Source organism: Foliimonas ilicis, from assembly GCF_039939195.1.
In the GTDB taxonomy this organism is placed as follows: Bacteria; Pseudomonadota; Alphaproteobacteria; order Rhizobiales; family Rhizobiaceae; genus Foliimonas; species Foliimonas ilicis.
In genome coordinates this window covers 13,460-33,707 of the sequence record NZ_JBDUUH010000005.1, presented here as the reverse complement: position 1 = coordinate 33,707, position 20,248 = coordinate 13,460, and the positions used below count along the sequence as shown (strand labels likewise).

Annotated in this window: 18 protein-coding genes and 1 pseudogene; 14 read left to right on the top strand and 5 right to left on the bottom strand. The window is 55.7% G+C overall.

Annotated features, from left to right (window positions below; translation table 11 throughout):
- Window positions 1-24: 24 nt before the first annotated feature.
- Window positions 25-1,053 carry a LacI family DNA-binding transcriptional regulator gene (locus ABFT80_RS12505; RefSeq protein WP_347972258.1) on the bottom strand — a complete coding sequence of 343 codons (1,029 nt, stop codon included), beginning with the start codon at window positions 1,051-1,053 and terminating at the stop codon, window positions 25-27.
- Between the two features lie 89 nt (window positions 1,054-1,142).
- On the opposite strand from ABFT80_RS12505, the pseudogene ABFT80_RS12500 reads away from it, so the two are divergent.
- Window positions 1,143-1,248, top strand: a pseudogene (locus ABFT80_RS12500) (transposase zinc-binding domain-containing protein); the annotation flags it as partial.
- A 33-nt stretch (window positions 1,249-1,281) separates the two neighbouring features.
- Here ABFT80_RS12500 and ABFT80_RS12495 read toward each other — a convergent pair.
- Window positions 1,282-3,453, bottom strand: coding sequence for a TonB-dependent siderophore receptor (locus ABFT80_RS12495; RefSeq protein WP_347972257.1), 2,172 nt, complete (start codon window positions 3,451-3,453; stop codon window positions 1,282-1,284).
- Window positions 3,454-3,592: 139 nt separating this feature from the next.
- Here ABFT80_RS12495 and arsC point away from each other — a divergent pair, with 139 nt between their 5' ends.
- The 13 genes from arsC to ABFT80_RS12430 all read left to right on the top strand — a co-directional run bounded on the left by arsC (window position 3,593) and on the right by ABFT80_RS12430 (window position 15,753).
- Window positions 3,593-4,018 (top strand): arsenate reductase (glutaredoxin), encoded by a 426-nt coding sequence (gene arsC, locus ABFT80_RS12490; protein WP_347972256.1) that lies wholly within the window; start codon window positions 3,593-3,595, stop codon window positions 4,016-4,018.
- Window positions 4,019-4,027: 9 nt separating this feature from the next.
- A complete protein-coding gene (arsB, locus tag ABFT80_RS12485) occupies window positions 4,028-5,083 on the top strand; it encodes an ACR3 family arsenite efflux transporter (RefSeq protein WP_347972255.1) in 1,056 nt (351 codons plus the stop codon).
- Window positions 5,083-5,793 (top strand): arsenical resistance protein ArsH, encoded by a 711-nt coding sequence (gene arsH, locus ABFT80_RS12480; protein WP_347972254.1) that lies wholly within the window; start codon window positions 5,083-5,085, stop codon window positions 5,791-5,793. The genes arsB and arsH overlap by 1 nt, the downstream gene beginning before the upstream one ends.
- A 13-nt stretch (window positions 5,794-5,806) precedes the next feature.
- Window positions 5,807-6,103 carry a potassium transporter TrkG gene (locus ABFT80_RS12475; protein ID WP_347972253.1) on the top strand — a complete coding sequence of 99 codons (297 nt, stop codon included), beginning with the start codon at window positions 5,807-5,809 and terminating at the stop codon, window positions 6,101-6,103.
- Between the two features lie 453 nt (window positions 6,104-6,556).
- The gene (gene mbhE, locus ABFT80_RS12470; RefSeq protein WP_347972252.1) at window positions 6,557-8,857 is read left to right on the top strand and encodes a hydrogen gas-evolving membrane-bound hydrogenase subunit E; all 2,301 of its coding nucleotides are present in this window, start codon (window positions 6,557-6,559) and stop codon (window positions 8,855-8,857) included.
- Complete coding sequence (locus tag ABFT80_RS12465) at window positions 8,854-9,252, top strand: MnhB domain-containing protein (RefSeq protein WP_347972251.1); 399 nt, start codon at window positions 8,854-8,856, stop codon at window positions 9,250-9,252. The genes mbhE and ABFT80_RS12465 overlap by 4 nt, the downstream gene beginning before the upstream one ends.
- A gap of 1 nt (window position 9,253) precedes the next feature.
- The gene (locus ABFT80_RS12460; RefSeq protein WP_347972250.1) at window positions 9,254-9,661 is read left to right on the top strand and encodes an NADH-quinone oxidoreductase subunit K; all 408 of its coding nucleotides are present in this window, start codon (window positions 9,254-9,256) and stop codon (window positions 9,659-9,661) included.
- Window positions 9,658-11,196, top strand: coding sequence for a Na+/H+ antiporter subunit D (locus ABFT80_RS12455; protein WP_347972249.1), 1,539 nt, complete (start codon window positions 9,658-9,660; stop codon window positions 11,194-11,196). The genes ABFT80_RS12460 and ABFT80_RS12455 overlap by 4 nt, the downstream gene beginning before the upstream one ends.
- Window positions 11,193-11,525, top strand: a complete 333-nt coding sequence (locus tag ABFT80_RS12450; protein ID WP_347972248.1) for a Na+/H+ antiporter subunit E — start codon at window positions 11,193-11,195, stop codon at window positions 11,523-11,525. Before ABFT80_RS12455 ends, ABFT80_RS12450 begins: the two co-directional genes overlap by 4 nt.
- Entirely contained in the window at window positions 11,522-11,818 is a 297-nt protein-coding gene (locus tag ABFT80_RS12445) for a monovalent cation/H+ antiporter complex subunit F (protein WP_347972247.1), read from the top strand. Before ABFT80_RS12450 ends, ABFT80_RS12445 begins: the two co-directional genes overlap by 4 nt.
- Window positions 11,818-13,008 (top strand): monovalent cation/H(+) antiporter subunit G, encoded by a 1,191-nt coding sequence (gene mnhG, locus ABFT80_RS12440; protein ID WP_347972246.1) that lies wholly within the window; start codon window positions 11,818-11,820, stop codon window positions 13,006-13,008. Before ABFT80_RS12445 ends, mnhG begins: the two co-directional genes overlap by 1 nt.
- Window positions 13,009-13,061: 53 nt before the next feature.
- Window positions 13,062-14,480, top strand: a complete 1,419-nt coding sequence (locus ABFT80_RS12435; protein WP_347972245.1) for a sensor histidine kinase — start codon at window positions 13,062-13,064, stop codon at window positions 14,478-14,480.
- Entirely contained in the window at window positions 14,473-15,753 is a 1,281-nt protein-coding gene (locus ABFT80_RS12430; protein ID WP_347972244.1) for a sigma-54-dependent transcriptional regulator, read from the top strand. Before ABFT80_RS12435 ends, ABFT80_RS12430 begins: the two co-directional genes overlap by 8 nt.
- A gap of 155 nt (window positions 15,754-15,908) precedes the next feature.
- Here ABFT80_RS12430 and nhaA read toward each other — a convergent pair whose 3' ends face one another.
- The 3 genes from nhaA to ABFT80_RS12415 form a co-directional block, all read right to left on the bottom strand.
- Window positions 15,909-17,117, bottom strand: a complete 1,209-nt coding sequence (gene nhaA, locus ABFT80_RS12425) for a Na+/H+ antiporter NhaA (protein WP_347972243.1) — start codon at window positions 17,115-17,117, stop codon at window positions 15,909-15,911.
- A gap of 256 nt (window positions 17,118-17,373) precedes the next feature.
- Complete coding sequence (locus ABFT80_RS12420; RefSeq protein ID WP_347972242.1) at window positions 17,374-18,888, bottom strand: malonate--CoA ligase; 1,515 nt, start codon at window positions 18,886-18,888, stop codon at window positions 17,374-17,376.
- A complete protein-coding gene (locus ABFT80_RS12415) occupies window positions 18,881-20,197 on the bottom strand; it encodes a malonyl-CoA decarboxylase (protein WP_347972241.1) in 1,317 nt (438 codons plus the stop codon). Before ABFT80_RS12415 ends, ABFT80_RS12420 begins: the two co-directional genes overlap by 8 nt.
- Window positions 20,198-20,248 lie beyond the last annotated feature (51 nt).

Sequence of the window (20,248 nt, the reverse complement as noted above, 5' to 3'; positions counted from 1 at the left end):
CTAAATCCAACTATGCGCTTCGGGTCAAGCCGAAACGGTCATCGCAGCCGAGCGCAGTGGCCCGCAGGAGCCGCGTTGCACGAAATAGGTGGGCACGACCGTGCGCGCGATCTCCGCTTCCGGCTGCTCGATCCGGCGCAGAAGCAGCCGTGCCGCGGTTTCCCCGACCTTGAAGGGTTCCGTCGCGACAGAAGCCAGGCCCGGCCTGACCAGATCGGCCTCGGCGACGTTGTCGAAACCCACCAGGGAGACATCGCGGCCCGGCATCACGCCGAGATCGGAGAGACCGCGATGCAGGCCCAGCCCGAGCACGTCGTTGTGGCAGACGAGCGCGGTGGGCCGCGCTGGGCGGTTCATGATGTCGGGCGCTGCCATGCGGGCAGCGTGATGGGTCGATTGGAGTTCCCTGACGAAGAGCGGTTCGAACCCGTTCTCCGTCATGGCCGTATGGAAGCTGGCGAGACGTTCGGTATGGGCGGAGTGAAACGTGTCGGCCGCTATGTAGCCGATCCGCCGATGGCCGAAATCGGCGAGGCATTGAATGGCTTCGCGCATTCCGACGTCGGGATCCATGCCGGCATAATCGCCCGACGTTCCGGGAACCATGCGCAAAGTCTGCACCATCGGGATATCCCATCTGTGGGCGTCTTCTATGAAGCGCTGCTCTGTTCCCTCGGCAGGACAGACGATCAGCCCGTCCACGCCGTGTTCGCGCATCCGGTTCACGAAGCCGTCCTGTTTGGGCGCGCTCTCGTTTGAATTGGCGAGGATGACTGCCAGTCCCGCAGTCTCCAGCACGCTTTCGATGCCAGCCAGGAGCACGGCGAAGAACGGGTTGGTGAGATTGGGGATGATGACCCCCGCGGTGCGGCTGCGGGACGCACGCATCCGGGCCGCGCTCAGATTGTAGACATAGCCGAGTTCGAGCATGGAGGCTTCGACGCTGGCACGTGTGGCTGTGCTGACCAACGAACTTCCGCGCACGACGAGCGACGCCGTGGCACGTGAGACCCCAGCATGTTGCGCGACGTCCAGAAGCGTAATCCGTTTCATCTTCGCCTGGCTCGAATCGTGCAAAATTTCATTTTAGATCGATCTAAACATCATATTGGATGGGCTTAGCGCGGTAAAGCCCCGTTGAATGTCGTACCGCCGCGCTGGCGGCCATGTCGAGGACTGCGACGAATGCGGTCATTGCGCGTCGCCTATAACCCCTGTCGCAACCGGCACTGCCCACGGTGTCAGGGTGCGACTATCACACCAAAGGACGTCAATGGGCGGCTACATTCGTCCCTTGATCTGTAGCGACAAGCTTCTGGGGGTTCCATAGTAGTGATATATGCCCGACGTCCCCAAACGCTCGTAGTATTTTTCGTCGAAAATATTTGCAGCCTTAAGCGACAGATCGAGGTTCGGATTGATCTTGTAGTTCATCGCCGCATCCACCGTCGCATAGCCAGGAGCTGTCAGCGCATTGTCGTAATCGAAAAAGCTGCTCACCGCCGTAACGCCAGCACCGATCTGCAGGCCTTCGAGAGCGTCCTGCTGGAATTGGTGGCTGAGCCAAAGGTTGAACTTATGCCGCGGCGTATTACTCGCCACTTTTCCCAAGCGACCGGCGTCCTTCGATTCCGTGACTTCGTTGTGTGTAAACGTGTAACCCGCAAAGACTTTCCACGCGTCGTTGATCTCTCCGGCGACCTCAAGCTCGATGCCTCTGCTATTGGTGGTTCCATCTGCCTCATAGATTTGCTCGGGCCAGCGCCCAACGATATGGGCCTGATTCTTTCGTGTGATGTCAAAGACAGCAGCCGTGGCGGCCAATCGGCCATCGAAAAAATCCGTCTTTATTCCCGCCTCGTACTGAGTCCCGGTCAGAGGTGGTAGCGCATTCCGCTCCGCGTCACGCTGGAATTGGGGCTCATAAATATCCGCGTAGCTGACATAGAGAGCGGTCGACGGAGTCACCTCGTAGACCAGGCCGAGGAGAGGTGTGAAAAATGCGTTTTCTCGATAGTCCTGAATAACGGGGCCCGTAATGTCCGATGACATTTCCGCCCAGTTGACGCGACCCCCGACGAGGACGGTGAGGTTGTCGGCGAGCTTGTAGTTTATCTGACCATAGAGCCCGTATTGGAGGTAGTCGCGGTCTTGCTGAATGCCGTCATCGGCGGCGTCGGGAAGAGGAATGTTTGGATCCGGATTAAAGAGATCGACGGGGAAACCGTCATATCCCCAGCGCTCATCAACTTTCAGGTTGGACCGAATATAGCTGGCGCCGACGACAACTTTATGCTCCCGGCCCAACAAGCCGATCGAGCCACTGAGAGAGGTATCCAGATTGTGCCCGCGCTCCCGGTCTTGGTTGACGTTAAGACCGAGATCCACGAACGTCTTGCCGTCGATGTCATATGCCGGAGCTACCGCCATAAGATCAAATTCATCGATTTTTTGATCGAAATAGTTGCCCATTATTTTTGCCGTCCAGCCATTCTGGAAATCATGGATAACTTCGCCCGAAAGCATCGTGTATTTCGTGTTGAAATGCCCAAGAAATGATCCCAAAAAGGTCGAGCGATCGAGATCCAGAAGATGGCCATCTTCGTGCGACGGCACTCCCCAGAAAGGCGTTCTATCGTCCTTTTGGTAGACGGCAGACAAGCGAACCGTTGTCCAGTCGGTAACGTCTGCTTCAATGGTGCCCAACAGGGCAATCTTTCGTTGACCTGCGACATCGTAGAAGAAATCGCGATCCGTCACGGCACCGGCAAAACGTGCGCGAAGGCTTGCGTCATCGGCAAGCGGGCCGCCTATCTCAAATTCTGAGCGTTTAAAGCTGTTGCTGCCGTAAGAGACAGAACTACCCATGCCGAACTGGTCTATCGGTCGCTTCAGGATCCGGCTGACGACGCCGCCAGGCTGCCCGGCACCTTCCAACAAGCCCGCCGGTCCCCGCATGATTTCAATGCTGTCGAGAAGAAACGTGTCGAGGACCGGCGTAAAATTGCTATCCTCGCTTTGCATTCGAAGCCCGTCAACATTGCTTAGAGTTGAAAAGCCCCGCGAGCTGATAGCTGAAGGATAGGGCGACCCGTCTACATTCATACCCGTGCTTCGCGCGATAGCGTCGATGTCGTCGTAGAGCAGCTCGTCATCCATGCGCTTACGAGTCACGGAGCTGACCGATAGAGGGATTTCCTTGACGGGTGCGGCCAGTCGGCTGGTCGTGGTGGAGGTCTTTGAGGTATAGGAGTTCCCCTCGCCTGCTCCACGAACGACGATCGTTTCGAGCACCGTGCCCGAACCGCTCGCTTCGTCAGCTGCATCTTCTGCAAATGCGACGCCGACTGGAACAAAGCTGAACATGACAGTCACGGCAACACCTTCAAGCCATCTTCGTCGCGGCGCCGAGATGGATCGGATTTCAAGATTGTGGTTATCGATGATTTGCATCCGACCCCTCTGCGATCAATGACGTTAAAAGGGTCTGTAATGTTATTTAGTTACAAACGCAATCCTTGCCGCCATTGTGCCGTCAAACGCCGGACCGAGGGGCAACCTCGCCCCGCCACTGTGCGGCGTGAGGTCGGTCATGGACGTCATCATCTATCACAATCCCGATTGCGGCACCTCGCGCAACACGCTCGCGCTGATCCGCAATGCCGGCGTCGAACCGCACGTCATCGAGTATCTCAAGACACCGCCGTCGCGCACGAAGCTGGTCCAGCTCATCGCGCGCATGCGCATCTCGGCGCGCGACCTGCTGCGGGAAAAGGGCACTCCCTATGCCGAATTCGGTCTTGGCGATCCCGGCTTGACGGATGACGAGCTTCTCGACGCGATGCTGGTGCATCCGATCCTGATCAATCGACCGATCGTAGTGACACCGAAGGGCGTGAAGCTCTGCCGTCCGTCCGAAGACGTGCTCGACCTGCTGCCACCGCAACGGGGTGAGTTCCTCAAGGAAAACGGCGAGCGCGTTATCGGCGAGCACGGCCGCCGCGTCGCGACGGCGTGAGGAAGAACCATGTCGACATTTGAACGCTATCTCACCCTCTGGGTTGCTTTGTGCATCGTCGTTGGCATCGCGCTCGGACACGTCATGCCGGGCGCATTTCAAGTGATTGGGGCTGCTGAGATCGCCAAGGTCAATCTGCCGGTCGCCGTGCTGATCTGGCTGATGATCATTCCCATGCTGCTCAAGATCGATTTCGCCGCACTCGGCGAGGTCGGCCGCCATTGGCGCGGCATTGGCGTGACCCTGTTCATCAACTGGGCAATCAAGCCGTTCTCGATGGCACTGCTCGGCTGGCTTTCCATCGGTTACCTGTTCCGCCCGTACCTGCCGGCCGGCCAGATCGACAGCTACATTGCGGGACTCATCATTCTTGCCGCGGCACCTTGCACCGCCATAGTGTTCGTCTGGTCGAACCTGATCAAGGGCGAACCGCATTTCACGCTCAGCCAAGTGGCGCTCAACGACGCGATCATGGTGGTGGCCTTCGCGCCGATCGTCGGCTTGCTGCTCGGGCTCTCCGCGATCACCGTGCCGTGGGGCACGCTAATCCTGTCGGTCGTGCTCTACATCATCATTCCGGTGATCATCGCGCAGCTTCTCCGGCGCCAACTGCTGGCGACCGGCGGACAAGCCGCGCTCGACCGGCTGCTGGCCAAGCTCGGCCCGGTCTCGCTCATGGCGCTGCTGGCAACGCTGGTGCTGCTGTTCGGCTTTCAGGGCGAACAGATCATCGCACATCCGCTGGTGATCGCGCTTCTCGCCGTGCCGATCCTGATCCAGGTCTATTTCAATGCTGGACTGGCCTATATTCTCAACCGGATCGCAGGCGAGCAGCACTGCGTAGCCGGGCCGTCGGCACTGATTGGGGCGTCTAACTTCTTCGAGCTGGCGGTGGCCGCTGCGATCAGCCTGTTCGGCTTCCACTCAGGGGCTGCGCTCGCCACCGTCGTCGGCGTGCTGATCGAAGTTCCGGTGATGCTTACCGTCGTCTGGATCGTGAACCGATCGAAGGGCTGGTACGAGCGCGGCGACAAGGTCGCGGCGATTGCCGAGGCTCACCGTTGATGCCGAACGATCTTCCCAATGTCGTGATCGATAGCCTCGACGTGCCGATGATCGATCGGTTGCGCGCGACGCCCTCAACGCATCCGCCGCGTATCCTGTTGCTCTACGGATCGTTACGCGAGCGCTCGTACAGCCGGTTCTTGACGCTGGAGGCCGAACGCCTGCTGAAGCATTTTGGGGCGGAAACTCGCATCTTCGATCCGCATGGGCTGCCGTTGCCCGATGGAGCCGCGATCGACCATCCGAAGGTGCAGGAGTTGCGCTACCTGTCCTTGTGGTCCGAGGGACAGGTCTGGACCAGCCCGGAGCGGCATGGCGCGATGAGTGGTGTGATAAAAGCGCAGATCGACTGGATACCGCTCTCGGTCGGCGCGGTGCGGCCGACACAGGGCCGGACACTAGCCGTCATGCAGGTCTCCGGTGGCTCCCAGAGCTTCAACGCCGTCAATCAGCTTCGGGTGCTCGGCCGCTGGATGCGCATGGTGACCATCCCCAACCAGTCTTCTGTCGCGAAGGCCTATCAGGAGTTCGACGAGGCGGGTCGGATGAAGCCGTCTTCTTATTACGACCGCGTGGTTGACGTGATCGAGGAACTGGTCAAGTTCACACTGCTGACCCGCGACATCTCTCCCTATCTCACTGACCGCTATAGTGAGCGCAAGGAAGCCGCCGAGAAGCTGTCCGAGCGCGTGAAGCTGGCAGCAATCTAATGGCGGCGCGACTTTGGGAGACGCCCTGCAAAGCAACGCCATATTGTTCATTGCTGCTTTTTTTACGGTTTGGCTGTTTGGATCGCTTGCACTTGGTGCGCTTGGCCTTGATCTCACAACCGCACTATCGGCGGCGTTAACAGCTTTGACCAATGTTGGGCCGGGTATTGGAGATGTTGTTGGCCCGGCAGTAAATTTCAGTTCACTTCCAAGTCCAGCAAAGCTGATTTTGATCGCGTTGATGTTGATTGGACGGCTGGAAATACTAGCGGCACTGGTTTTGGCTACACCAACATTTTGGACGAGATAGCCTTTGACGGGATATTTCACAATCTCCGAGAAGCGGTCAGATAGCTGGGATTACTGCGTGTCCTGCCGTTGCAGTTTTCGAATGATTCCGCACTATGGCTTAATTTGAGTTGTCGCTCGAAAGCCATAGAAAGAGATACAGCGGTGATCTGTCCGGAGAATTTCACGGTCTAGAATACTGCATGTACCCAAGGCAATTTGAGATTGCCATGGCAAATGACAACATTCGTTGGTTTTAATATCACTCCGCTTTGTGCTCGCTACTAAGTGAAGCTCCGCTTCGGGGATGTCTCGTTAACTGAACGTGATCCGAAGACCATGTTCGCGCTCCTTAACGTCGCTCAAATCTCTCCGCGATCGGACGCGTGCGAAAGTCGCAGTTTTTAGGCGTTTGATAGACAAGTCCAAACTGGCACGAAACTTTCTAGGGGTTTTCAATGATGGAAACCTCACGATGACTTTGCTGGCGCTCATAGCATTCACATTTGCCGTTTCACCACTGGTCGGCTGGCTCGGTGGAAGATCGTCGCCATTGATCGCTTTCGCTCCGGCAGTTCTGTTCGGCGGGTTTTGTTTATTTCTGCCTGCCATTGGCTCGGGAAATACGATTAGCGAGACGTATAGCTGGATTCCGAGTCTCGGGATCGAGGCATCATTTCGTGCAGACGGCCTTTCTCTTCTATTCGCTCTTTTGATCAGCGGCATTGGCACGGCGGTGTTTCTCTACGCATCATCCTATCTGCGTGGCGTTGCACGGCTCGCGCGGTTCTACATCGTGCTGACCCTTTTTATGGGATCGATGCTGGGAGCCGTGCTTGCCGATGATCTGATGCTTTTGGTCGTCTTTTGGGAGATGACCAGCCTGACGTCTTTCCTGCTGATCGGTTTCTCGCCTGAAAAAGCAGAGTCACGTCGCTCTGCACAGCAAGGTTTTTTGGTAACGGTTGCAGGCGGTCTAGCCATGCTGGCCGGAGTAATCCTGATCGGACAGGTGGCCGGTACATATTCCATTGCCGGCATCATCGCTCAGGGCGAGGCGATTGCGGCCCACGCCTCGGCACCAGCAATCATCACGCTGTTTGCCGCCGGTGCTTTTGCGAAATCGGCGCAGATACCACTTCATTCATGGCTTGCGAATGCGATGGTCGCACCTACCCCGGTTTCCGCCTTTCTCCATTCCGCAACGATGGTGAAGCTTGGGGTCTATCTGCTGGCTCGGCTGAGCCCTGTATTCGACGGCCATTGGTTGTGGACCGTTCTGCTTGTCGGCTTCGGTGGTGCGACCATGTTGGTTGGCGCGCTACTTGCGTTGCGCGAAACCGATCTGAAGCGTGTGCTGGCTTACTCTACGATCGTTTCGCTCGGAACGCTCGTTCTGATGATTGGCTTGCCCGGTGAGCTATCCGCGATCGCCGTGGTCACTTTCCTCATCGTCCACGCACTTTACAAAGCCTGCCTGTTTCTCGTGGCTGGAATAATCGATCACGAAACGGGAACGCGCGATAGCTCGGCTCTCGGGGGGCTGATGCATTCCATGCCGATCACCGCCTTTGCAGCATCGCTCGGAGCGCTGTCGATGGCCGGCTTGCCGCCTTTCATCGGCTTTGCTGCGAAAGAACTGCTTTATGAAACAGGGCTTGAGGCCTCTGCGTCCTGGGTTGTCGTCAGCGTGGCGTTGGTCGCCAACATTGTCATGGTCGTGGTTGCCGGGATCGTCGCTATACGCTGCTTTACCGGCGATCTAGGGTCAACGCCGCGCACGCCCCATGACCCGGACATTGCGATGACTACTGGACCGATTTTGCTGGCATTGCTGGGACTCGGTTTTGGGCTCGCTCCTTGGATCGCAGGCGAAGGCATTCTCGTGCCCGCAGCTTCAGCCATTGCTGGTGCTCCGCTGGATTATACGTTGTCGCTTTGGCACGGTTTAACGCCGATGCTCTTTTTGAGCCTCGTGACGCTCGCGCTAGGTGCTCTGGTGTTCCGGCGTTGGAACGGATTGCGAAAAAAACTCGCCGCGCTGGACCAGATCGACCGCTTCGGACCGGATCGCTTTTACGACGTTTTGATGGACGGCCTTCAACGCGTCGCGAGGTGGCAAACGAACCTCATCCAATCGGGAAGTTTGCGGACATATGTAGGTCACACGCTGACTGTCACCGCAGTGGCGGGCTTCGGAACACTTGTGCTCAAGGGTGGCTTCGAGTTGCCCTCGTTCGCCAATATTTTGCAACCGGATCTGGCTTTGGTGGTCCTGCTATGCGTGTCGGCGCTTGCGGTCGTAGGAGCACGCAATTTCATATCTGGAATCGCCGCGGCCGGAATGGTCGGCTTCACCATCGCGCTGACCTTTCTGTTCAATGGCGCGACGGATCTGGCGTTTACCCAGTTCTCGGTGGAGGCACTGGCAATCGTCATTTTGCTGGCGATCGTCGGTTACCTGCCGTTTCGCGAGCGCGACTATCGCAGGCCATCCGAGAGACTGCGTGACGCCAGTGTCGCAATCGGTATCGGAGCTGTTGCAGCGCTTGCGATGCTTAGTGTTCTGGCGCAACCGTTCGACGAACGGATGTCCGATTTCTTCCGGACCGAAAGTGTCCCGCAGGCGCATGGACGCAATCTCGTCAACGTGATCATCGTGGACTTCCGGGCGCTGGATACGCTTGGCGAGATAGCTGTGCTTGGTCTCGCCGCACTTGCTGCCGCTGCAGTTCTCGCTGGTTTGCGCAGAAAATCCAAGGAGCGCAAATCATGAACTCTCTAATCCTTCAAACCACGAGCAGGATCATCTTGCCCGCGGCTCTGGTGTTTTCGATCTACGTTCTGTTGCGCGGACATAATGAGCCGGGGGGAGGTTTTATCGGCGGGCTTATCGCGGCTGCAGGCATCGCGGTACATGCTTTGCCCCGAGGCCGTGAAGCGATGATGTCGCTGCTGAAGTTTTCACCGAAAACGATCATCGGTGCAGGTTTGCTGCTGGCCCTGATTTCCGGCCTACCTGCATTGCTTCTGGCAGAGCCGTTCCTGACGCATCAGTGGATTTTTCCAGGTGGAATACCGCTCAGCACGACATTGATTTTCGATGTTGGGGTCTACTTCGCCGTGGTCGGCTCCGTTCTCACCTTCCTTTCCTACTATCTGGAGTCTTGAGTTGGAACCCGCATTCGCGCTTGCATTTGGTTTGATGATTGCGGTGGCGACCTATCTGGTCATGTCCCGGAACGTGCTCAGGATAGTGCTTGGCCTGCTCGTATTGAGCAATGCCGCAAACCTCTCGATTTTCCTCGCCGGAAGAATAGGAAGTCGAACTCCACCTCTGGTGCCAGAAGGGGAAGTTACGATAACGATAAGCGCGAACCCATTGCCTCAGGCTCTGATCCTCACCGCAATCGTTATCTCCTTCGCGCTCTTGGCGTTCACGGTCGTACTTTTCGAAAGTGCAAATCGCCGTCTCGAAACTCTCGACACTGAAGAGATGCGCTCGGCAGAAACCGGCTTTGAAAGCAGCTTGGCAAAAGCGTCACCCAATGCCGTTAAGGCGCGGGAGGTGACCTCATGACACCGCATCTGATGCTTACGCTTCCCATCGTTTTTCCGCTTGCAGGAATCGCGATCTGCGCAATGCTTTGGAACCGGCCGCTCGCGCAGCGTGTGGTCAGCCTGATCGCCAGCTTCGGACTTTTTGGCTCTTCCCTACTGTTGTTGATTTCGGTCAGTGACGGCACCGTACTCGCGACGCAATTTGGTTCGTGGAGCGCGCCCTTCGGCATCAGCTTCGTGGCTGACAGGCTTGCTGCCGCGATGGTGCTTATTACCGGCCTTATGGCGGTTGCCATCGGCATTTACGGGTTGGTCGATGGCGTAGAGGCGCGCGAACGCGCCTTTTATCATCCGCTTTATCAAGGGCTTCTCTTGGGCGTTACCGGCGCGTTTCTGACCGGGGATATTTTCAATCTGTATGTCTGGTTCGAGGTGATGCTGATCTCCTCGTTCGGGCTGCTGGCGCTCGGCGGCACGCGAGCACAACTCGATGCAGGCATCAAATACGTGACGCTCAATCTGGTAGCCACGACCCTTTTCCTGATCGTCGTCGCCTTTCTGTACGGCATCACGGGTACGCTCAACATGGCTGACGCTGCACGCGTGCTGCCAACTCTGGAAAACCAGGGGCTCGTTACTACGATAGCTGTGCTTTTTCTGGTTGCGTTCGGTTCAAAGGCAGCGGTGTTTCCGCTGTTTTTCTGGCTTCCGGCCGCTTATCACACGGCTTCCGCACCCATAGTTGCCATCTTCGCCGCGCTGCTGACGAAGGTAGGCGTCTACGCAATCATCCGAACGTTCACACTGATGTTTGACGCGGATGCCGGCTTTACCGGACCCATCATCGGCGCAGTTGCTATGATGACGATGATAACAGGAGTACTTGGGGCCGCCGCGCACTACGATATCAGGCGTATTCTGTCATTTCACATCATCAGCCAGATCGGCTACATGCTGCTCGGCATTGCTATCGCGACGCCGCTCGCGATAGGCGGCGCGATCCTCTACGTTATTCACCACATCGTAGTGAAGGCGAACCTCTTTCTCATCGCAGGTGTGGTTAACCGGGCTGGCGGATCTTTCCAGTTGAAAGAGATTGGCGGCCTTTACAAAAGCCTGCCGTTCCTCGGCGTGCTTTTTCTCATTCCCGCGTTATCGTTGGCGGGCTTGCCGCCCCTGTCGGGCTTTTGGTCAAAATTCGTGGTGATCAAGGCAAGTCTCGATGCCGGGCATATCGTTCTCGCGACGACCGGCCTCATTGTCGGGGTTCTGACACTCTATTCTATGTTGAAAATCTGGAATGAGGCTTTCTGGAAAGCCGCGCCGGAAGGCCGCGATGTCGCCCTGCGTTCCTGGCGCGCCGATAGAGCGACACGCATCGCGATGTTGACCCCGATTGTTGCTCTCGCAGCAATCACCCTAAAGATCGGCTTTTTCGCGGAGCCATTCGTCGAGTTTTCAATGAGCGCTGGAGAGCAGCTTCTCGATAAGACCGCCTATATGGACGCCGTTCTGGGACAGAGCGTATCGCAGGCTGCGGAGGTGCAACCATGAGGAACTTCCGGCGCATTGCTTACGCATGGATGAGACTTATCGCGCTGTTTTTCTGGGAGCTGGCCCTCTCAGTGAAGGAGGTGACACTCACCGTCTTCAATCCCGACCGGGCACTCAAATCCGCCGTGGTCGCGGTGCCGCTCGATGTAAAGAGCGACGAGGGCATTACCTTGCTCGCCAACATGATCACGCTCACTCCGGGAACAACGAGCCTCCATGTTTCGCAGGACAAATCGACGCTTTACGTCCACGTCATGAATGTCTCGGAAGAGAGCGTAGGGCAGATCAAGGACGGTTTCGAAAGCAGTGTAAAGGAGGTGCTACGATGACCGATTCATGGATCCAGTCCGCAGGACTAGCCATTTCGGGCACGCTGCTGCTCATCGCAATGGTTTGTGCCGGGTGGAGAATCGTAAAAGGTCCAGGAAGCCCCGACCGCGTCGTGGCACTCGACATGCTCAGCCTGCTTGGTGTGGCTGCGACGGGCATCGCTGTAGTCGTGTCGGGATCCACTGCGTTTATCGATATCGCCTTGGGTGTCGCATTGGTTGGATTTCTGGCCACCGTTGCCTTTTCAGCCTTCATCGAACGCGGATCGATTAACGAAGAGGATGAAGAGTGATGGCTTTCCTCTCCGCATTTTTCTTGATCGCTGGGGCAGCGATCTGCCTGATTGCCGCGGTTGGCGTCCTCCGATTGCCCGATTTTTTTATGCGCGCCCACGCTGCCACCGAGGCTGGTGTAGTGGGATGCGGCCTTGTTTTGATCGGTGTCGGTTTTGCTTATCCATCTGTCGAGATGTGGATCAAAATATTGATCGCCATCTCCTTTTTACTGATGACCACGCCTATCGCGGGTCATCTGCTTTCTCGTGCGGGTTACGTTGCGGGGGTCCCGATGTGGGGTGGGACGTCGCACGATGAGCTTGAGGGCGAGCTTGGAAGGGGGACATTTGAAATGCCGGACCGAAAAATTCCATCACTTGGAACTGCGACTTCCAATAGCCTGGACAACACGAGAGCCCTCAAAAGGGTTGTCGTAGCAATTAACGGAGGTGAGAGTGGGCGGGCCGCAATCGATCAGGCAATTTTGCTTACCAAGCAGCATTCGGTTCCGCTCGTAGGTCTGGCCATCGTCGATACCAAGATGCTATCGGATGTTGGTCCCGTTCCCTTGGGTGGAAATTATTACGCATCTCAACTGCGTGCCAGCCAGATCGAAAAGGCGCGCCATTCTCTTGGTCAGGCAGTCCGCTATTTCGAACAGACTGCTGCACAGGCGAGCATTGTCCCATCGATCCTGATGGACGAAGGTGATCCGACAAAAATCATCGTCGGCCAACGGCATTCAAACGACCTGCTTATCGTGCCTCGCTGTGGGTGGTTCGATCATGGTGTTTCAGGCCAAAACACTGATACCGCCGCTTATCTGGTCAGGCAGGAGATATGGCCGTTGATCAGCGTGACTGTCACACCTTCCGATGTCACGCAGATCGCCTTCATACATGACGCTTCCGTCCACAGTGACGATACGTTGAGATGGCTATTGAGATCAGACCCGTGGCCCACAGCTGATCTTCTTGTGGTTCCGGATGCGGCTACGCGCGTCGAGGAAATTCGACACGTAGTAGCAATGTTGGAGCTGGAGAAACGGGCCGGACGCGTGGCAGAGCCTGACGAGATATTGGAAACAATATTGTCGCATTCTCAAGTGGCTGTGTTCGGCAATGAAGGACATGAAGGGTGGATCAATCGTATGCGGCGGGCGTCGAGGCCAAAAACTGACCACGTTCCAATCGTCGTTTTTGGTTGAGTTCCGATTGCAACACTGCGACCTTCCGCCAAAGGACTGGCTGGAGCGGAATCTTGTCGACCAAAAACTTCAAACTGCCAGTCACGATCAGGTTGCCGCTCACGGCGGCTATGATGATCTTTTTTGCCGCGGTCGCTTCAACGCAGACGGCAATTTTCTTCATGGGCCGCCAAGCTGACCGGCAAGTCGAAACTTTGGGGCAAGTATACCTTGATGGACTTTCGGCCGCCCTCCTGCCTCATGTGCTTGAAGGAAACGTCGAAGGGGTTAGATCGACGCTGAACAATGCGCTTTCATTTCATCAAGGCGTTCTGGAGAGGCAACTTGCCTTTATTGGCAGGCAAGATGCCCTCACGACACGTGTTAGTCGCGATGAAAGCAACGACAATACCGTTTTGCCATTTTCCTCTGGCGAACCCGGCAACGGTGTTTCGCGAACCAACGATGGGTCGATATGGATATGGCGCGAATTAAATGAGGCTGGTAGCGCGCTTGGTATTGTCGCTGCGAAGCTGGACATTTCGGTTTTCACTTCTGAACGCGGCATCCTGAGGATTGGTTTGCTCGTTTTCGACCTTCTCTTCAGCGGCGCCTGCGCGATACTTGGGTTTTTCATGGTAAGGCGCGTGCAACGACCTGTAGCCCTGGTCGCCCATCGTCTTTATGACGCCGCGCTCGGGGTGCTTCGGCCAATCGAAGCTTCGCTCATTCCATCCAACGATATCCAGGCCGAGCGCATGATACACTCTTTCAACGCCATGGCTCACGCGAGTACCGAGCGCGAGAACATGCTCGCCCATCTTGCGGAGCAACAGCGAGAAGCCGACATTGGCAGGCTCGCCGCAACCATGGCTCACGAAGTCAGGAACCCCCTTGGCGGCATGAGAACGGCGATAAGCACTTTGAAACGTTTCGGGGATCGAACCGATACGCGTGATGAGGCTGTGGCGTTCCTTGACCGAGGAGTGCTTGCCCTTCAAGGCGTGGTCAATGCCACCCTTGAGAACTATCGCTCGCACCCAGACTGGCGGCCATTGTCCAGAAAAGATTTTGAAGATCTTCGGTTGCTCGTCGGTGCCGACGGAGAATCTCGTGGCGTAAAAATATCGACGGAAGTTGACCTGCCTCCTGAAGTCGCTGTTGCCGCATCAGAGGTCAGGCAGGTAGTTCTCAATCTGCTGCTGAATTCCATCAGAGCTTCACCCAGAGGCGGTACCGTTAAACTTTCCGCCAGAATAATGAAGCGCGAACTCGTTATATCAGTTCGTGACGAAGGCAGCGGCTTGAGCCCGGAGTTGGCCCGTGCAATTGAAACAGGAGAATCGACACGCGGGCCTGGCCTCGGAGTGGCCGTTGTCATCCGTTTGGTGGAAAGGCTGAACGGACGCGTAAGTATTGATTCCAATCACGGCACCGGAACCAGCATCGCGTTGCGATTTCCTATCCAGCGCGAAAAGCACCAAGATGAATAGACCGGACAAAATATTGGTAATCGAGGACGATGAGGTCCTGGGCGGAGCTATTTCGCAACGGCTAAAGCTTGAAGATTTCGATGTGCATTGGTCGAAGACTTGCTCTGATGCAATTCAGTTTCTTAGGTTACAAAAACCATGCTTCATACTCTCAGACATTAGGCTTCCCGATGGCTCAGGGGAAGATTTGTTTCGGCGCGCGCAACCATTTCTGGGTGAGACGCCAATCCTTTTTGCGACCGCGTTTGGTGAGATCGACCAGGCGGTCCGTTTGGTAAAAGCCGGGGCTGAAGACTACCTGACCAAACCGTACGATGTAGAGGAGTTAATTGAGCGTATTCGCTCCCATTTGGCTAAGAATGAGCTGGCGCCGCGGAATGAAGCGGCGATTCTGCCGGCTCCCGCACCTTCCGAAATCTTGAAAAAGCTGGAACGGGTAGCTGCCACCGATCTTCCGTTACTTTTGACCGGCGAGACGGGTGCAGGCAAGGAAGTTGCGGCGCGCTTCGTTCATAAATTATCTTCGCGAGCCGAACTACCTTTCGTTGCAGTTAATTGTGGAGCTATTCCTGCCGAACTGCTTGAAAGCCAGTTTTTCGGTCACGAGCGTGGCGCTTTCACCGGTGCAAACCAGACTCATTTAGGCTTTTTTGAAGAGGCTGGAGAGGGAACGCTTTTTCTCGATGAAATAGGCGAACTGGATACCAAATTGCAGACAGCGTTGCTGCGTGTGCTTGAAGACGGCTGGTTTCGTCCGGTTGGGTCTAGAAATGACAGAAAGTTCAGGGGAAGAATAATTGCTGCCACTAATTCAAATATCGACGACATGCGCACCCAACGACGCTTCAGAGATGACCTGTATTATAGGCTGTCGGTGATCGAGCTTGCCTTGCCGCCTTTGCGTGAACGTAGGGGTGAGATACTGGATATTGCGGAATACTTCATTCAAGATCGGCAAGGGACTGCCGTCAGCTTTTCGGAAGATGCAATCGAGGCACTTCTCAACCACAATTGGCCGGGAAATATTAGAGAACTCCGCAATCGGGTAAGCAGGGCGCTGGTTTTTGCAGGTAGCAAGGTTCTTGGTGCACACGACCTGTTTCCTGAAAGCCGACTTGACGAAGTCCATGCCAGCAGTCTTGCCAGTGCCAGGCGACAGGCTGAGGCAGATCAAATCGAGAAGGCGCTTATTAGTTCTGAAGGAAATGTCGGAGAGGCCGCTAAAAAACTCGGCATTTCACGAACTACGCTTTGGAAAAGACGGAAAGGGTAGCCTGCGGATGAAATCCGTTACGAAAGTCCATCCGGTTTTTTCCGTTCACCAACTATAAGACACGATAGCCGTTGCCAACGGAAACGATGCTCCGCCTCAACTGCGTTCGTTTTTCCTCACTGATCAATTTCAAGTCTTCCGGTCGATTTGGAGCCCTAGCCGACGGCCTTGGTTTCGCGATTGAATGTTGCGATATGTCGATGCGACAAACGCAGCACGGTGTAGCCACTCAAACCGGCGATCAGCGAACCAAAGAAGATACCAGACCTCACTGTATCTGACGTTGGTGAATCTTCGAAGGCAAGTGACCCGATGGAGAGACTTGTTGTGAATCCGATACCGCATAAGAGCGATACACCTAATAACTGGCCCCAACTTGCCACCGGTAGTTCCGCCCAGCCGCTTCGAGCAAGAAGCGCGACTATCCCGAAAACCCCGAGCAGTTTACCGATGACCGAGCCGGCCACTATCCCAAGGGAGATTGGCTCGATCAGCACAGCCGGTGTGACACCTGTGAAGGATACCCCAACGTTTGCGAATCCAAAGATTGGAATGATCAAAAACGCCACGGGTTTATCAAGAGTCTTCTTGAGTTTACACAATGGAGATTCAGTCGGTGACGTCAGCGTTCCAGACGTCAATCGGATTGGAATGGTCAGCGCAAGGACGATGCCTATCAGTTTTGCTTGAATACCTGACATCAGGACAATCATCCAGAGCGCTACGCCGAGCGATAGGTACGGCCAAAGACGTAAGACGCCAGTACGATTAAATACCAGGAGATTGCCAATGATCAGAGCGGCCGCCACAAGGGAATGCAGATTGATCTCGGCCGAGAAGAAGACCGCGATAATAATCACAGATCCGAGTTCAGTTATGATTGCCAAAGAGGCAACAAAGATTTTCAGCGATTTGGGCACTTTTGGTTCAAGCAGCGAGAGCATGCCGAGTGTAAAGACAACATCAGTCGCCGACGGGATCGCCCAACCGCGTAAAGCTGTGGGGTTATTCCAATTGAAGGCGAAATAAATCAATGCCGGTATGATCATGCCGCCGGCTGCCGCTGCTCCCGGAAGAATAAGGCGTCTACACGTCGAAAGCTGGCCAGCCAGAATTTCGCGTTTGGTTTCGAGCCCGATGAACAGGAAAAACACTGCTAATAGCGCGTCATTCATCCAATATTGAACGCTACGCGAACCAAGGTAGAAATTGAGGCTGGAAAAATACTCGTCTGCCAATGGCGAATTAGCCACGATCATCGCCAGCATCGCCGCTCCTAACAACAAGAAGGTGCCGGAAGCTTTATTATCCAGAAGCCGGTGGATAGTGGAACTAAAATACCCGCGATTTAAGTTTGGCGGCATAGCTTTGCATCCCCTGTGATAAAGTGTCTATTCTCCGTACCAGGGGGACTCCCGGACGCGCGCATCACACGTCATGGGACAGTTCTTAGCGGGATTCGCAATTTGCGGGAAGCCTGCTCGATACGAGAGGAAGCAACTCCCCACACTCCCGGCATTGAATGTTGCGAGACATCTCCGGAGCGGAGGAAGAGCTTTGGGAGAACGCTAGCTGCAGCCAATCGAAGTTCAAGATAGCGACGTTATCATCTCGCTTTGATCAACGTACGAACTGTCCACGATAAGTATCACGCAGAACATTTTTCTGCACCTTGCCCATCGTGTTGCGAGGAAGTGAATCGACCACAAATATCGCCTTGGGCTGCTTGAAACGCGCGACACTGTTCTTGATTGCTTCACTAAGCACTTGCACATCGAGCGCTACGCCTTTTTCCGGCACGACAACGCAGGCTACAGCTTCGCCAAAGTCAGGATGGGGCAGCCCTATGACCGCAGATTCCAGAACGCCGGGCTGTTCGTCGAAGACCAACTCGATCTCCTTCGGATAGACATTGTAGCCGCCGGTGATGATTAGATCCTTCTGCCGTCCGACGATGCTGACATAGCCGTCGGCATCGATCTGCCCGATGTCGCCTGTAATGAAGAAGCCATTGTCGCGAAGCTCCTCTTTGGTCTTTTCCGGCATCTGCCAATAACCCTGAAAGACGTTAGGTCCGCGAACTTCGATCATGCCGGGTTCTCCTTCCGGCATGGGCTCGCCGTTGGAAGGGTCGGTAATCTCGAGTTCTACGCCGGGTAGCGGAAAGCCTACCGTGCCAGCGCGGCGTTCTCCGTCATAGGGATTGGAAGTGCTCATATTCGTTTCGGTCATGCCATAACGTTCAAGTATCTTGTGTCCGGTACGTTCTTCGAATGCGACATGCGTTTCGGCGAGCAGCGGAGCGGAACCGGAGGTGAAAAGTCGCATGTGCTGCGTCAGTTCGCGATTGAATCGCGGGTCATCCAGCAGCCGTGTATAGAAGGTCGGCACTCCCATCATCGTCGTTGCCGTGGGGATAAAATCCACAACCGTATCGGTATTGAACGATGGCAGGAAGATCATCGATGCGCCTGCGCGCAGGATAACGTTGGATGCTACAAACAGACCGTGCGTATGGAAGATTGGCAGGGCGTGAAGCAAAATGTCTTTTTCAGTGAAACGCCATTGGTCGACAAGAACCTCCGCATTCGAAAGAAGATTGCTCTGCGACAGCATTGCACCTTTGGAGCGCCCGGTAGTGCCGGATGTGTAAAGGAGCGCAGCTAAATCATCTGGCCCTCGATCGACGGGCGTGAATGACGGCGACTGGTTTTCGGCATGATCAGCGAATGAGCCTGATCCGTCGGACTTCATCGTCAGGAACCGAGCACCGTGATTGCGCGCTACCCCTTCAAGCTGACCAGCATTCGCGCTGTCGCCGATCAGCAGGCTGGCGCCGGAATTCTCCACGAAATAGGAAACTTCCGCTGCGGTGTAGGCGGTATTGAGGGGGAGAAAGACGACGCCTGTCGCAACGGCGGCGCCATAAAGTGCGAAAGCTTCCTTCGATTTCGTCACCTGAACAGCGACCCTGTCTCCGGGTGCGAGATCAAGTTTCTGCAAAGTCGATGCATAGCGCATCACCATGGCATGGAATTCTGCGCCAGTCGTACCCCTCCCATCGGGCGCGTACAGAAGCGGCGTATCGCGGCTGGCCAGCGGTGCGAACAGGGCTTGATACAGCATATTAGGCATTCGTTTTTCTTCCCTTCGCCGCCAGAGCAGATTTCAAAAGCGACTTCATCCCACGCGAAGTCGCAACGCTTTGCCGCGTCACGAAATTCTCGTGGTTCTGTTCGACGGTCTTCAGTTCATAGAGGTAATTGACCATTGCACCGCATGACTGTTTCAGCCCGTTGGGTGAATGATCGGCCGCGGCGTGCACATCATGCACCAATGCCCCGTTGCCGAGATGGAAACGTGCGACCGGATCGAGCGGCAGCCCATCCTCACGCTTGCTTTCAACCAGATAGTGCGCAGTCTGCTCACGCAATGCCTCCTTCACGTCGCCCAGAGCCGTGATGCCTTTTTCGGAGGCTGCGAAAATCTGCCCGGCGTGTTCGTCGCCCTCATCGGCCCGTTTCTTCAGCCAGCGCGACAGGCCGGGGATCGGCGACAATGTGACGAAGTTCTCAAGATGCGGCATCTCCTGGCTGAGTTCGTCCACAACCTGCTTGATCAGCGAATTGCCGAAGGATATGCCGCGCAACCCCTCCTGACAGTTGGAAATCGAATAGAACACCGCAGTGTTTGCAAGGCTCGGCTCAAGATGATTGCGCGTTTCCGCCAACACCGACTGGATCGATCCGGGAATACCTTCAACAAGCGCCACTTCTACAAAGATCAAAGGCTCATCCGGCATCGAGGGATGAAAAAAGGCAAAGCATCGTCGGTCGAATGGTCGTAGTCGTCGACGCAATTCGTCCCAATTGCTGATCGCATGAACGGCTTCATATTCGATGATCTTTTCCAAAATGTTGGCCGGCGTGCGCCAGTCGATATGGCGTAGCACCAGAAATCCGCGATTGAACCACGACTTGAACAAGTGAACGAAGTCGAGGTCGGTACGGGCGAACTGCGGATGCGCTTTCATCAGACCAATGAGATCGAGACGCATCCGTACCAGTTCACCGGTCGCATTGGGCGCCTGATTGAGCCGGCGTAGAAGTTCCTGACGGGGCGGCTCCGCAGCCCGGTTCAATACATCCAACCTTGGACCATCGGGCTTTTCTGCATACTCTTTGGCTGCTTTTCCGATGGCTGCGGCATCCACGTCGAGCCGCTCTGTCAGATATTGAAAGAAAGCGACCTTGTCGCTGTCGTTCATTATGCGATAGCGCGCGAGAATGGACCGGGCGATGCGCATGCCAGATATTTCGCCATGGCCGGACATGAGCGCTTCGCACATTTCCTCGACTGGACGTTCAGCCGTTAGGCCCTCCGTCCAGGGAGTGCGCTCGAACAAGGTGGCGAGCAGATCGCCAAAAAAGCCAGAGGCTTTCATCTCTCTTCTCCTCATTCCAAAGATCGTTGCGGATGGGCCGGACGAATGCCG